This window comes from Bradyrhizobium sp. USDA 326 (assembly GCF_049739485.1).
Taxonomy (GTDB): Bacteria; Pseudomonadota; Alphaproteobacteria; order Rhizobiales; family Xanthobacteraceae; genus Bradyrhizobium.
Window position 1 is genome coordinate 7,339,240 of sequence record NZ_JBMGQA010000001.1, and the last position, 13,170, is coordinate 7,352,409.

The 13,170-nt window shown below is 65.8% G+C and carries 13 protein-coding genes; 10 read left to right on the forward strand and 3 right to left on the reverse strand.

The genetic code is table 11. From position 1 onward, the window contains the following. The first annotated feature begins 191 nt into the window (after positions 1–191). On the forward strand, positions 192–1,574 hold the full coding sequence (locus ABIG06_RS34775; RefSeq protein ID WP_370140253.1) for a sensor histidine kinase: 1,383 nt from the start codon (positions 192–194) through the stop codon (positions 1,572–1,574). Beyond that, positions 1,571–2,218, forward strand: a complete 648-nt coding sequence (locus tag ABIG06_RS34780) for a response regulator (protein ID WP_124157752.1) — start codon at positions 1,571–1,573, stop codon at positions 2,216–2,218. The genes ABIG06_RS34775 and ABIG06_RS34780 overlap by 4 nt, the downstream gene beginning before the upstream one ends. Positions 2,219–2,230: 12 nt before the next feature. Here ABIG06_RS34780 and ABIG06_RS34785 read toward each other — a convergent pair whose 3' ends face one another. Further along, positions 2,231–3,193, reverse strand: a complete 963-nt coding sequence (locus ABIG06_RS34785; RefSeq protein WP_370140255.1) for an MBL fold metallo-hydrolase — start codon at positions 3,191–3,193, stop codon at positions 2,231–2,233. A 36-nt stretch (positions 3,194–3,229) separates the two neighbouring features. Further along, entirely contained in the window at positions 3,230–4,213 is a 984-nt protein-coding gene (locus ABIG06_RS34790) for a VOC family protein (RefSeq protein WP_370140256.1), read from the reverse strand. A 147-nt stretch (positions 4,214–4,360) separates the two neighbouring features. On the opposite strand from ABIG06_RS34790, the gene ABIG06_RS34795 reads away from it, so the two are divergent. Genes ABIG06_RS34795 through ABIG06_RS34815 form a run of 5 tightly spaced genes read left to right on the forward strand, consistent with a single transcriptional unit; the run spans position 4,361 to position 8,975 of the window. Beyond that, complete coding sequence (locus ABIG06_RS34795; RefSeq protein WP_370140257.1) at positions 4,361–5,152, forward strand: DNA-binding transcriptional regulator; 792 nt, start codon at positions 4,361–4,363, stop codon at positions 5,150–5,152. Next, positions 5,152–5,292 (forward strand): hypothetical protein, encoded by a 141-nt coding sequence (locus tag ABIG06_RS34800; protein WP_158626699.1) that lies wholly within the window; start codon positions 5,152–5,154, stop codon positions 5,290–5,292. Before ABIG06_RS34795 ends, ABIG06_RS34800 begins: the two co-directional genes overlap by 1 nt. Before the next feature lie 47 nt (positions 5,293–5,339). Further along, the gene (locus ABIG06_RS34805; protein ID WP_370140258.1) at positions 5,340–6,848 is read left to right on the forward strand and encodes a bifunctional 3-(3-hydroxy-phenyl)propionate/3-hydroxycinnamic acid hydroxylase; all 1,509 of its coding nucleotides are present in this window, start codon (positions 5,340–5,342) and stop codon (positions 6,846–6,848) included. A gap of 21 nt (positions 6,849–6,869) precedes the next feature. Next, complete coding sequence (locus ABIG06_RS34810; protein ID WP_124157748.1) at positions 6,870–7,721, forward strand: fumarylacetoacetate hydrolase family protein; 852 nt, start codon at positions 6,870–6,872, stop codon at positions 7,719–7,721. A gap of 42 nt (positions 7,722–7,763) precedes the next feature. Beyond that, entirely contained in the window at positions 7,764–8,975 is a 1,212-nt protein-coding gene (locus ABIG06_RS34815; protein ID WP_370140259.1) for an ABC transporter substrate-binding protein, read from the forward strand. A 3-nt stretch (positions 8,976–8,978) separates the two neighbouring features. Here ABIG06_RS34815 and ABIG06_RS34820 read toward each other — a convergent pair whose 3' ends face one another. Continuing rightward, on the reverse strand, positions 8,979–9,821 hold the full coding sequence (locus ABIG06_RS34820; RefSeq protein WP_124157746.1) for a hypothetical protein: 843 nt from the start codon (positions 9,819–9,821) through the stop codon (positions 8,979–8,981). 211 nt (positions 9,822–10,032) lie between these two features. Here ABIG06_RS34820 and ABIG06_RS34825 point away from each other — a divergent pair, with 211 nt between their 5' ends. From ABIG06_RS34825 to ABIG06_RS34835, 3 genes are read left to right on the forward strand one after another with little or no spacing between them, the layout of a single operon-like run. Then, a complete protein-coding gene (locus tag ABIG06_RS34825; protein WP_370140260.1) occupies positions 10,033–10,920 on the forward strand; it encodes an IclR family transcriptional regulator in 888 nt (295 codons plus the stop codon). Between the two features lies 1 nt (position 10,921). Continuing rightward, positions 10,922–12,118 carry a CaiB/BaiF CoA transferase family protein gene (locus tag ABIG06_RS34830; RefSeq protein ID WP_370140261.1) on the forward strand — a complete coding sequence of 399 codons (1,197 nt, stop codon included), beginning with the start codon at positions 10,922–10,924 and terminating at the stop codon, positions 12,116–12,118. 57 nt (positions 12,119–12,175) lie between these two features. Continuing rightward, complete coding sequence (locus tag ABIG06_RS34835) at positions 12,176–13,162, forward strand: Bug family tripartite tricarboxylate transporter substrate binding protein (protein WP_370140262.1); 987 nt, start codon at positions 12,176–12,178, stop codon at positions 13,160–13,162. Positions 13,163–13,170: the final 8 nt, after the last annotated feature.

Sequence of the window (13,170 nt, forward strand, 5' to 3'; positions counted from 1 at the left end):
AAACGGCCTCATGGGACGGAACGGCCACGCAAATCTGGACGGGTTGCCTGACACCATGCAGCCGCGGCCGTCCCGACGAATGCCGGGAAAATTTCACGACGTTGCACTGCGGCAAAGCGGGAACGCTTCCCGCCGCTTGCGTTCTGCCTTCTAATGAGGGCGCGACAAACCCGTTCGCGTCAGGTGCCCCCATGTGGAATCGCCCGAGGTTCGATCTCAAGGTCCGTCTGACGCTGCGCGTGGCCGCCATATCGGCCGTCTGCTTCGCCGCGATCTCCGCCTATTTCCTCGTTACGGCCAACAGCGCAGCGCTTGCGCGCATCGACAGTATCGCCGCCATCGTGGCGAAGACGCTGGAGCTGCAACAGGGCAAGGTCCAGTGGGTGGCCAGCCCGCGCTCGGACTTTCCGAACCTTGACCCGGTTTCGGCCCATGTGATGACGCCCGGCCTCTGCCTTGGATTCCGGAGCGTGAGCGGTGAGATGCTCCAGCGTTTCTGTAGTGGCGCGCCTGCCCCGGCGAGCCCGCCGCCGCAGGCCTTCGCCGCCTTCTATCGCAGCCTGTTCGACCCCGGCCGCGAGGCGGCACGGCCTGTGATCGTCCGCGGAACGAAGCTCGGCGAGACCGTGGTCTCGGTCGATGCGGCCGTGCAGACGGCCGAGGCCTGGCACGAGGCCGGCCGTCTGATGATCGCGCTTGCAATCGCGCTCCCGCTGCTCTGCGCGCTGGTCTATGCCGCGCTGGCGCGCGCCCTGCGCCCCACCCGCATGATCGGCGACGGCCTCGAGCGGATCGCCGCCGGCGACCTCACCGCGCGGCTGCCGCCGTTCGACCTCGCCGAGCTCTCCGCCATCCGCGATGTCTTCAACCATCTCGCCGAAAGTCTCGACACTGCGCTTGCTGAACGCAACGAGCTGACGCGGAAGCTGATCGCGCTCCAGGACGAGGAGCGCCGCCATCTCGCGCGCGAGCTGCATGACGAGTTCGGCCAGTCACTCGCCGCGATCCGCGCGCTTGCCGCGTCCGCCCGCCAGACTGCGGCGCAGGACTGTCCCGGCTTGTTGGGAGAGTGCGACAGCATTGCCCGGACCGCGACCGGCATGATGGAGACGCTGCGCGGCGCGCTGTTCCGGTTGCGGCCGCCCGATGTCGAAGAACTCGGCCTCGTCGCGAGCCTCGAAGGACTGGTGTCGGGGTGGAACGGCCGCAGCCGCGGCCAGCCCCGCTTCGACATCCGGTTCGACGGTGCCTTCGAGAGCGTGCCTGCCTCGGTCAGCGCCAATCTCTACCGCATCGTGCAGGAGGCGCTCACCAACGCGGCCAAGCACGCCGGCGCAACCAAGGTCAGCCTGCATCTGACGATGGCCGACGATGACATCGCGCTCGCGATCGAAGACGACGGCCGGCCGAACGAGGCTTCCGTCAAATCCGGCATGGGCCTGCTCGGCATGCGCGAGCGCGTCGCCGCGCTGCGCGGCCGGCTGAGCTTTGAGACCGGCCCTAACGGCTCGGCACTGCGCGTGTTCATTCCGCTCGCGGCCGCCGATCGGCATGCGCTGGAGCATGCGGCATGAGCGCGGCCGACGCCACCATCCTGCTGGTCGACGACCATTCCGTCGTCCGCGAGGGCTACCGCTCCGTGCTCCAGAAGCAGCCGGGCCTGCGCGTCGTTGCCGAGGCGGCCGATGGTGCGGAGGCCTACCGTCTGTACAAATCCGAAGCGCCCGACCTCGTCATCATGGATCTCAGCATGCCTGGCATCGGCGGCATCGAGGCGGTCAGGCGGATCAGACAGTGGGACAAGACGGCACGAATCCTCGTCTTCACCATGCACGAAAATGCCGGCTTTGCGGTGCAGGCGATCCGCGCCGGTGCAAGGGGGTACGTCACCAAGACCAGCCCGCCCGAGACACTGGTGCGCGCGGTCAAGGACGTGCTCGCCGGCAGGATCGCCATCAGCCCCGACATCGACCACGAGCTTGCGCTCAGCCGCATCAGCGGCGAGAGCTCGGCCGCCGACGTGCTGACGCCGCGCGAATTCGAGGTGCTGCGGCTGCTGCTCGCCGAGAACACGACGGAGGAGATTGCCGAGACGCTGCATGTCAGTCCAAAGACGGTGGCGAACCTGCATTCCCTGATCAAGGACAAGCTCGGCGTCGGCTCCGACATCGAGCTGGTCCGCCTGGCGCTGCGCCAGGGATTGTTGACGGAAGTCTGATTGCCGCTGCCTTTACGGCTCCAGCCTCGCGCCGTCAGGCGAGAACGCCTCCACCGTGTCATCGATCCTGAACGACATCATGTCACGGCCGACGAGCAACGGCCCCTTGTAAGCGGTGCGCGTGCGCAGAATCAGCGGCTCCTCGGGAATGTCAGGCGCGGGCTTGACCGTGCCGAACACGATATGGGAATAGACCGCGAGTTTTGGCGTGGCGGCCGCAAAGATCTGGCCGGCCTCCTCGGGCGAGGTATGGTGCGCCTGAATGTCCTTGTAGACGGGATTTTTGACCAGCAGCTCCGGCTCGATGACCGCGACCTCGTGGATCAGCAGGTCGGCGCCCTCGGCCGCCTTCGCGACGCGCTCATCATACCTGGTGTCGCCCGACAGCACGACCTTGTGGCCGGCATATTCGACGATGTAGCCGAACGAAGGCTTGATCTTCTCACCGTGGTTCACCTCGATCGCGCTGACTTTCACGCCGTTGTTCTCATAGACCCGCCCGGCTTCGATATCCTTTGCCGCGAACGTGACCGCTACTGGATCGAGGTGCTCGTCATCGATGCGGATGCGGACGTCGTCGGCGAAAGCTTTGGTGAGGTTGTCCGTCATGGCGACGGTCCCCTTCGGGCCAAAGAGCTTCATCGGCCCCTTACGCGAAGCCCAGGGCGTGGCGAGCCAGCCGGTCAGCCACATGTCGGGAACGCCGACGACATGGTCGGAATGCAGATGCGTGAGGAAGTTCGCGGTGATCGCGCCGAGCGGAATCTTCAGCTTGTAGAGCTGGATGGTCGCGCCGCGGCCGAGATCGAACAGCAGTTTTTCGCTCCCTGCTTCCACCAGCGTCGACGCGCTGAAGCTGGTCGGTCGCGGCGTCGGCACGCCGGTGCCGAGCAGCGTGACCTTCATCGGTTCGGCGGAGGCGACCGTGGTGAACGCGAGCAGCACGAGGCCCGCCCGCAAAAGGGTTTTGCGCATGTTTCTTTTCCTGAGTGTCAGATTGTTGGCCGCGTCTCACTCGCGCGCGATCACCTGGTCCAGCCACGCGCAGTTGAGCGGCGGCACGCGCGGGTCGGCGACGCGCACCCCACGCGCGGCCGCATCGAGTCGCATGTCGCGCAGGCGCTTGCGTTGCTCTTCCGGCATATGCAGCCGCTCGTGCCCCCATAGCGAGGGCCCGTCAAAGGTCTCGTGCGGCTGCCAGGTCTCAGGATCGATGACGCGTCCGCCCCAGCCGTATTCGATGAAGAAGCCGGACGGCGTATTCACGTAGAACGAGGTCATGTGGTCGTTGGTGTGCCGGCCCAGCGTGTAGGCGATGCGCCCCTCGTCCATCTGCGCAAGGTCGTAGCCCTGACCGACATCATCGAGACTGCCGAGCTCGACCATGAAGTGGTGCATCGCCTTCCGCCCCGAGCCGACCATCGCAAAGGAGTGGTGGCGGCCATTGACGTGGAAGAAATAAAGCCCATAGGGCTTCAGCCCGAAATCGGAGACGTGAAAGCCGAGCACGTCACGATAGAACGGCAAGAGCGGCTCGACATCCTCCACATTGAGCACGACGTGCCCCATGCCGAGCGCGCCGGTGCGGAAGCCCGAGATCGGGCGGCCGGGGCTGAACGGCTCGCTCGCAAGCTCCGGCTTGCAAAAAGCTTCCAGCCGGTTGCCGGCGGGATCGGCAAACGCGATCAGCTCGGCGACGTGCCGCTCGTCAGCGAGCGCGCGCGAGCCTCGGGCCACCTTGATGCCATGGCTTTCCAGCCGTCCTGCCAACTGGTCCAGTTCGGCGGTCGAAGCAACTTCCCAGCCCATCACCGCGAGGCCGGCGTCGCTGCCGCCGTCGACGATCAGCCGCTGCTTGCGATCGTCCATGCGGAAGGCGCGCATCTTGCCGCCGCGATCGACCTGCTGCATGCCGAGCAGCCCGGTCGCCATCCGGCTCCACTGGTCGAGCTGGGATGAGTTGATTCCGATATAGCCGAGCGCGGTGATTTCCATCGACGTCCTCCCGAAGGCATCGCGATCACCGCACTGCGGCGAGCTTGATACCGGCCGCGCGCGATCCTACGGTGGCGTTCCGCAATCGCTTCGCGTTCGCAACGACGATAGCCGCGCCGCGATGTGCCACAAGGGAGGAAATACGAAGTGTCCAAGGAGCGGACGCCGAACGGCCAGCCTCGGCAGTCTGAGGGCGTCCGCGCCTTCAAGCGCGGGCTCGACGTGCTGCACGAGGTCAACCGCTCCGGCGGCATCCGTGCCGGCGACATCGCCCGCGCGCTCGACCTGCCTCGACCCACCGTCTATCGCCTCCTCGAAACTCTGGAGGAACTCGGCTATATCGCCCGCAGCGCCAGCGACGACCGATTTCGAGTCACCCGGCGCGCATTGAGCCTCGGCGACGGCTACGATCCTGGCGTGGTGATCTGCCAGGCCGCGGCGCCTTTTCTTGCCGAGCTCAGCAAGAAACTGGTTTGGCCGGTCGATCTGTCCACCTATGAGAACGCGGCGATGGTGGTGCAGGAGACCACGCATTCGCGCAGCCCGCTTTCGATCGATCGCGGCATGATCGGCAAGCGCCTGCCGATGCTGCGAACGTCTGCGGGCCGCGCCTATCTCGCCGCCTGCCCCGCGCGCGAACGCGATCTGATCGTCAATCATCTCCGCCGCATCGATGAGATCGACGACCGCCCCTTCCTCGACCAGGGCCGGCTCGACCGAATGATCGCCGAGACCGCCGCGCGAGGTTATGCAATCCGCAGCGAGGGCGAATACAATCCGAAGACGGCTTCGATTGCCGTTCCGATCGTGCGCGATGGTGTGGTGTTCGGCTGCATCTCCATCATCTGGATCAGGACGGCGCTCGGGATCGAGGAAGCGGTGACGCAGTTTGCGGCGCGACTTCAGAAGACGGCATCCGCCATTCCGGTCGAGGTGTAGTGCGCTCACGTGTCCAGGCCGTCATGCGCGGGCTTGACCCGGGCATCCACGTCTTCCATGCCGGGCCGCACGGCATGGACGGCCGGGACAAGCCCGGCCATGACGAGCGGCGGGAGGCCGTCCGCTGGGCGGACACTTGACGCGGCGGCGTTGATGCTGCGGCGCAGCTTGGGGAAGAGATAGCCCCATGCAAGATAAATCCGCTCCTGAAGAGTTTGACGTCGTGATCGTCGGCCGCGGCCCCGTGGGCGCCACGCTCGCCAACCTGCTCGGCCTGTGCGGTGTGCGGACGCTGGTGCTGGAGCGCGAGGCGCGGACCTATCATTTGCCGCGGGCAGTGCATTTCGACGACGAATGCATGCGCGTGTTCCAGACGATCGGACTTGCCGAGACGATCCTGCCGCATGTCATCCTCAGTCCCGGCATGCTCTTTCTCGATGCCGCCGGTCGCATGCTGCTGGACTGGTCCCGTCCACGGACGCTGACGCCGATGGGCTGGCATCTCAGCTACCGCTTCCACCAGCCGGATCTGGAGGACGCGTTGATCGGCGGACTCGCCCGCTGGCCACACGTCACCCTGCGCAACCGCTGCGATGTGTTCGCGCTCGATCAGGACGAGGATGGCGTGCGCGTGCGCTACGAAGACCTCTCCAGCGGGAAGCTCATGGAAGTTCGCGGCGGCTATGTGATCGGCTGCGACGGCGCCCGCTCGCTGGTGCGCCGCTTCATCGGCTCGGGGATGGACGACCTCGGCTTCCACGAGCGCTGGCTGGTGATCGACGTCCTGCTCAAGCGCGAGCGCAACGACCTAGGCGACTACAGCCTTCAGCATTGCGATCCGCAACGGCCCGCGACCTATGTGCGCGGCACCGGCGCGCGGCGGCGCTGGGAGATCACGGTCCTCCCCGACGAGGATTCCCAGGAGGTCGCGCAGCCCGCGAAGGTCTGGGAGCTGTTGTCGCGCTGGATCACGCCCGACGATGCCGAAATCGAACGCGCGGCGGTCTACACGTTTCATTCCGTCATCGCGCAGCAATGGCGGAACGATCGACTGCTGCTCGCGGGCGACTCTGCGCACCAGACCCCGCCCTTCCTCGGCCAGGGCATGTGCGCCGGCATCCGCGATGCCGCGAACCTGGCCTGGAAGCTCGCCGCGGTCATTCGCGACGGCGCCCCGCCCCACCTGCTCGACACCTATCAGAGCGAGCGCCAGCCGCATGTGCGCGAATTCATCGAGCTCGCCATTCGCCTCGGCGGCATCATCAACACCAAAGCGATCGAGGCCGGCCTTGCCGCCGGCGAGGTGCGCGAAAATGCGCCGGTCAAGCTGGAGGTGAAAAAGCCCCTGCTCGGCCCCGGGCTCGCGCTCGCCGATCTGCCCCTCGCCGGACATCTCGCGCCGCAGTTCGCGCTGCAAGACGGCAGCCGCAGCGACGACCGGATCGGCTACGGCCATGTCCTGCTCGTCGATAGCTCGGCCACGCCCCCTTCGCATTCCGCTCATTCACTGCCAGGGATCGATATCCTGACCAGCAATGATGCCGAGGCCGTCGGCCCTTGGCTGCGCGAGCACCGCATCATCGCCGCACTCGTTCGCCCCGACCGCTACATCCGCGGCACCGCCCGTAACGAGACCGATCTCGACCGGCTCATGGCCGCCATCACACCTCCAACCCACATGCCGTCCGCGGCCTGAGCGAACATCCAAGGACACCCCATGAAGCTGCTCTCTTTCATCGCCAACGGCCGCACCTCGTTCGGAGCCTTCAAGGACAATGGCGTCGTCGATCTGGGCTCGCGCATGACGGGCTGCACAACGCTACGACAGTTGCTTGAAGCTGGCCGCGTCGCCGAAGCGGCCAAGCTTGCAGCCTCCACTGCCCCCGATCATCCGCTCGACAGCATCACCTTCGCACCCGTGATCCCCGATCCCGGCAAGATCATCTGCGTCGGCCTCAACTATCGCGACCACGTGGCCGAGACCGGCCGCACCGTCACGGAGAAACCGGCTCTGTTCGTTCGCTTCCCATGCAGCCAGGTCGGCCATCTCCAGCCCATCGTGAAACCGAAGGTCAGCGACGACTTCGACTATGAAGGCGAGCTCGCGCTCGTCATCGGCAAGGCGGGCCGTCACATTCCCGCCGACCGCGCGCTCGACCACGTCGCCGGCTATTCCTGCTACAACGAAGGCAGCATCCGCGACTGGCAGCGCCACACCAGTCAGTTCCTCGCCGGCAAGACCTTTGCCGAAAGCGGCAGTTTCGGTCCGTGGCTGGTGACGACGGACGAGATTCCCGATCCGTCAAAGCTCACTTTGCAGACCCGGCTGAACAGCAACGTCGTGCAGGACACCACGACGGATCTCCTGATCACCGCCATTCCCGCGTTGATCGCCTACATCTCCACCATCTGCCCGCTCGCGCCCGGCGACGTCATTGTCACGGGCACGCCGGGCGGTGTCGGCGCCAAGCGCACGCCGCCGCTGTGGATGCGCCCCGGCGACACCGTCGAAGTCGAGATTTCCGGTATCGGCATCTTGCGCAACAAGGTGATCGCCGAACCGGCGTGACCGTCAGCACCGATCGATCAACGATAAACTTGAGGAAACGCCATGGGCACGACCCGAACCACCTCCGCCGCCCTCCTGCTGATGACACTCGCGCTCGCGGGCTCCGCTGCGCGGGCCGAGATCAAGGGCGACGCCATCCGCATCGGCGTCCTCACCGACATGAACGGCGTGTTCGCGACCGCCATGGGTCCGGGCTCGGTCGAAGCGGCGCGGATGGCAGCCGAGGAGTTCGGCGGCAAGATCAACGGCAAACCGATCGAGATCCTGCAGGCCGATCACCAGAACAAGCCGGATCTCGCCGCATCCCTGGCGCGGAAATGGTTCAGCGACGGCGTCCAGGCAATCGCCGACGGCGGCAACTCCGGCGCGGCGCTGGCGGTGCAGGAGCTGGTGCGCGGCAATGGCAAGATCTTCCTCGTCTCCGGCGCCGGCGCCAACCAGCTGACCGACGAGGCCTGCGCGCCCACCAGCGTACAATGGACCCAGGATGCCTACTCCACGGCGACCGCCGTGGTCTCCGGCATCATGCAGACCAGCAAGGAGCCGTGGTTCTTCATCACCGGCGATTACGCCTTCGGCCATTCGATCGAGGCGACCGCGCGCGAGCGCATCGCCGCGCTCGGCGGCAAGGTCGCCGGCGGCGTCAAGGCGCAGCTCGGCACGCCCGATTACAGCTCATTCCTGCTCCAGGCGCAGTCGTCGGGCGCCAGGATCCTGGCAATCAACGTCGCCGGCGACAACGCCACCGCGATCAAGCAGGCCGAGGAATTCGGGCTCGCCGACCAGGGCATGAAGATCGTACCGATGTCGTTCCAGAACGTTGACATCGAGGCCGTGGGCTTGAAGGCCACGCGCGGTGATCTCATCGTCACCTCGTTCTTCGAAGATGTCTCGCCGGCAGCCCGGAAATTCTCCGATGCGTTCTATGCTCGCCGCAAGGCGATGCCGTCGCAGATCCAGGCCGGCGTCTATTCCGCCGTGCGCCACTATCTGCAAGCCGTGAAGGACACCGATTCCGACGACAGCGCGACCGTGATGGCGAAGATGAAGGCAACCCCGGTGTCGGATGCCTACACGCCCAACGGCCGCATTCGCGAGGACCAGCGCATGGTGCACGATCTCTATCTGGTGCAGGTCAAGACTCCGGAGGAATCCAGGGGCCCGTGGGACTTCGTCAAGCTGGTCGCGACGATCCCGCCCGACCAGGCCTTTCGTCCGCTCGACCGCAGCAAGTGCCGCCTGGTCGGCAAATAATCGCTAGGCCAGATAGCGCGTCAGATAGCCTTCCATCGCATAGAGCGCGCAGAGCGCGAGGCTCGACCACACCGCGGCGCTGAAATACAGGAACATCCAGGTCAGCTCGCCCTTCCAATGCGCGATGTCGTGGGTCACGACCCAGCGCGTCGAGACGTCGTGCAGGCCTTCGAGAAAGCCGAGGAACCTGTTGCCCTCGGCGTGCCCTGCCCGCCAGCGGCTGAGATACATCGGCACGTCGACGGTGATGAGGAAGGCGAGGAAGCAGGCGATGCCGACGACGCCTGACATCAGCGCCCAGCGCACCACGCCCTGGAATTCCGGCATCAGACGGCACAGCGCAATTCCGGCCAGGAAGAAGGTCACCGCCCAGAGCGAATTCTCGATCGCGTTGTAGAGGTAATTGGTGGTCACCACCGCGTACCAGGAGAAACACTCCGCAATGATGATCACAGGGACGATCGCCCACGCGATGTTCACCGCCGTCTCGGCGCCGGTCATGGTCCCGAGCTGATGCAGGATGATCGCCCATTGCGCGGCGAAGCAGACCTCGGCGACGGTCGCGACCGAGCGGCCGACGAAAACGCTCGATAGCCAGGTGTCGAACAGGCAGATGCGCTGCACGTCGGCGCGCGGCAGCACCGAGCGGAAGGCACAGCCGAACACATAGCCGGCGCACAGCAGGAACATCAGCCCGATATCCGAGCCGCCGCTGATGCTGCCCGCCACCGTCGGATAGAACTCGCGATAGAGCATGAACCAGACGAGAATATTGGCGCTGCTCACAAGCGTAAGGGATCCCCACCACCACGCGAGGGGATTTGACCGCGCCTGCCACTGCAACATGAGCCGCTCCGCAAAATTATCGATCTGACATGCCGTCGTAATAATCCTGTCACAGGACGGCATGCAACCGCGACAAAAATCTGTCTGCTCGGTCATTTGAGAGCTGCCTCTCACGGAAGCGTCCAGCATGGTAGCGTCCACATATCGGACAATATCTACGCAAGTGGCGAATCTATTGGACATAAGAGTTCTGCCTGTCTGATAATTAGGAATGGCCCCGACGAGCTCATCCAAGCCACGACATCCGCCCTCGTCCGCCGCAGCGGTGCTGGCGGACAGCGTCGACGACGCCGCTTTCGCCACGACGCTGGCAAAAGGGCTCGTCGTGCTCGAAGCGTGCAAGGCGGGGAGCACGCTGCTCGGCAATATGGAGCTGTCGACTCTGACGGGCATCCCGCGGCCGACGGTGGCGAGGCTGACCCATACGCTGGCCGAGCTCGGCTATCTCCGTTACGACGCCGAGCGGGCGAAGTACCGCGTCGGTGCGCGGGCGCTGCGTATGGCGCATCCTCTGCTTGCCGGAATGCAATTCCGCCAAGTGGCGCGGCCCATGATGCAGGAGCTGGCGCACAGCGTCCGCGGCACGGTCTCGATCGGCCTGCTCGATGCCACCTCGATGATCTATGTCGAGACTGCGCGCTCCGGCGATGTCGGCCCGCACGTGCCTGACATCGGCATGCCCATTCCCGTGGTGTTGACCGCCATGGGCCGCGCCGCGGCCTCGACCTTGCCGCCGGCCGATGCAGACCGGCTGGAACGGAATATCGCCGCCGAAGATGCCGAGCTGTGGTCGAGGGTCCGGGACAAATACCGCGCCGGAATCGCGCAATGCAAGAACCGCGGCTTCTGCACCTGCTGGGGCGAGTACATGGCCTCGATCCATGCCGTCGCCGCGCCGCTGTTTCATGCGAGCGAATCGAAGCAGTCGTTCTCGATCAATTGCGGCATCCCCGCCTTCCGGCTCCAGCCAGGTCAGCTCGAGAGCGAGATCGGTCCGCGCATCGCGGCGCTCGCCGACAGCATCCGCGCCATCGTCGGGCAGGCCGAGCTTACGACGCCGCCGCGCAAAACCAAGAAGATCACAAGCGGCGGGACATGACATGGTTGGGCCGCTCGAAGGATTGAAGGTTCTCGACATCGCGACGATCATCGCCGCGCCGTTCGCCGCCACGCTGCTCGCCGACTACGGCGCGGACGTGCTCAAGATCGAGATGCCCAGGAACGGCGACGGGGTGCGGTCGTTTCCGCCGTTCAAGGACGGCAAGCCGCTGTGGTGGAAGGCCGCCAACCGCAACAAGAAGTTCGCGACGCTCGACCTGCGCACTCCGGAAGGGCTTGCGCTGTTCAAGCAGCTGCTTCCGCGCTTCGACGTGCTGATCGAGAATTTTCGTCCGGGAACGCTGGATCGCTGGGGCCTTCCCAAGGAGGTCCTGTGGTCGATCCAGCCGCGCCTCGTGATTCTGCGCGCCACCGCTTTCGGGCAGGACGGCCCCTATCGCGAGCGCCCCGGCTTCGCCCGCATCTTCGAGGCCATGGGCGGACTGACCTACATCACCGGCGAGCGCGAGGGCGAGCCGACCCATCCGGGATACCCGATCGGGGATTCGATCGGAGGCCTGTTCGGCGCCGTCGGCGTGCTCGCGGCGCTCTGGAAGCGGGCACGCGACCCCGACGCTCCCGGCGAGGAGATCGATCTCGCGCTGACCGAAGCCGTGTTCCGCCTGCTCGACGTCCTCGCCATCGAGCACGACCAGCTCGGCGCTGTCCGCAGCCGCATCGGCAACGCCAACGGCTATTCGGCGCCGGCCGCCGTGTTTCGCACCAGCGACGATCACTGGGTGACGCTCGCAGGTTCGACCAACGCCCTCTTTGCCGCGAACTGCCGGGCGATCGGCCGGCCCGACCTTGTCGATGATCCGCGCTTCGCCAACAACGGCCAGCGCGTCAAGCACGCCGCCGAGCTCAACGACATCTTCGCGACTTGGTGTGCTGCGCATCCGCTCGACGAGGTCCTCGCGAAATTCAACGCCGCGCAGGGAACGCTCGCCCCGATTTATTCGATCGATCAGATCGCCGACGATCCGCAAGTGAAGGCGCGCGAGGTGATCACCCGCGTTGCCGACCGGGATTTCGGCACGGTTGCCATGACCAATGCCGTTCCTCGCTTCACCGTCGACCCCGTGCGATTGCGTCACGCTGCGGGCGATGTCGGCCAGGACAATGACGAGGTGTTCCGGAACTGGCTCGGCCTTTCGGATCAGGAGATCGAACAGCTCACCCAACGAAAGGTGATCTGACGTCGCAAGAAGACCAACAACACAAGAAGACCAACAACAAGAGGGAGGACGAAAACGGTGGCATCATTCAAGGTCACACGCCGAACCCTGCTGGGCACAATCGCAGGCGGCCTTGCAGCGGGATCGGGCTTGGCAGCGCATGCCGAGGACGCCTGGCCGTCGCGCATGGTGCGGCTGATCTCGCCTTACGGGCCCGGCGGCTCCAACGACATCTCGCTGCGCCTGCTGGCCGAGGAGTTCGGCCGCAGCCTGCGTCAGCAGTTCATCGTCGAGAACAAGCCGGGTGCCGGCACCCGCATCGCCAACGATATGGTCGCCCACGCGCCTGGCGACGGCTATACGATCCTGTACGTCGCGGCGCCCTACGCGACCGCCGAGGCGCTGTTCGGCAAGCTGACCTATGACCGCAAGGATCTGCAGCCGGTCGCGATGGCGGTGATCGCGCCGTTGTTCCTCATCATCAGTGCCGACGCGCCGTTCAAGACGCTGCCCGAGTTGATCGCCTACGGCAAATCGAAGCCGGACGGGCTGACCTTCGCCTCTCCCGGCGCGGGCTCGCAGCCGCACCTTGCCGGAGAGCTTCTGTTCCGCGATGCCGGCGTCAAGGGGCTGAACATCCCGTTCCGCGGCGATGCGGCCTCCTACACCGAGCTGCTCGCCGGACGCGTCGACGCGACGCTGACGGCGCTGCCGACCGCCCTGCCCTACATCCAGAGCGGCAAGTTCATCGTGCTCGGTGTTGCCTCGGCCGAGCGCAGCGGGCTCTACCCGCAGGCGCCGACGCTGCGCGAGCAGGGCTTTCCCAACGTGGCCGCCGCCGGCTGGTACGGCTTCATGGCGCCGTCCACGACGCCGCGCGCGATCGTCGACAAGCTCCAGGCCGAGGTCCTGCGCGCGCTCGCCGAACCCGCGATCAAGGACAAGCTGACCGCGCAGGGCCTCGAAATACGCGCCGGCACTGGCGCCGAGTTCGGCCGGTTCATCGACAGCGAGACGCAGAAGTGGACCAAGCTGATCCGCGACGCCGGCCTCAAGGGCGAATAACGGAAAGG

Coding starts and splice junctions, on each gene's coding strand:
- ABIG06_RS34775 (WP_370140253.1), top strand. CDS start 192: ATGTGGAATCGCCCGAGGTTCGATCTCAAGGTCCGTCTGACGCTGCGC.
- ABIG06_RS34780 (WP_124157752.1), top strand. CDS start 1,571: ATGAGCGCGGCCGACGCCACCATCCTGCTGGTCGACGACCATTCCGTC.
- ABIG06_RS34785 (WP_370140255.1), bottom strand. CDS start 3,193: ATGCGCAAAACCCTTTTGCGGGCGGGCCTCGTGCTGCTCGCGTTCACC.
- ABIG06_RS34790 (WP_370140256.1), bottom strand. CDS start 4,213: ATGGAAATCACCGCGCTCGGCTATATCGGAATCAACTCATCCCAGCTC.
- ABIG06_RS34805 (WP_370140258.1), top strand. CDS start 5,340: ATGCAAGATAAATCCGCTCCTGAAGAGTTTGACGTCGTGATCGTCGGC.
- ABIG06_RS34810 (WP_124157748.1), top strand. CDS start 6,870: ATGAAGCTGCTCTCTTTCATCGCCAACGGCCGCACCTCGTTCGGAGCC.
- ABIG06_RS34815 (WP_370140259.1), top strand. CDS start 7,764: ATGGGCACGACCCGAACCACCTCCGCCGCCCTCCTGCTGATGACACTC.
- ABIG06_RS34820 (WP_124157746.1), bottom strand. CDS start 9,821: ATGTTGCAGTGGCAGGCGCGGTCAAATCCCCTCGCGTGGTGGTGGGGA.
- ABIG06_RS34825 (WP_370140260.1), top strand. CDS start 10,033: ATGGCCCCGACGAGCTCATCCAAGCCACGACATCCGCCCTCGTCCGCC.
- ABIG06_RS34830 (WP_370140261.1), top strand. CDS start 10,922: ATGGTTGGGCCGCTCGAAGGATTGAAGGTTCTCGACATCGCGACGATC.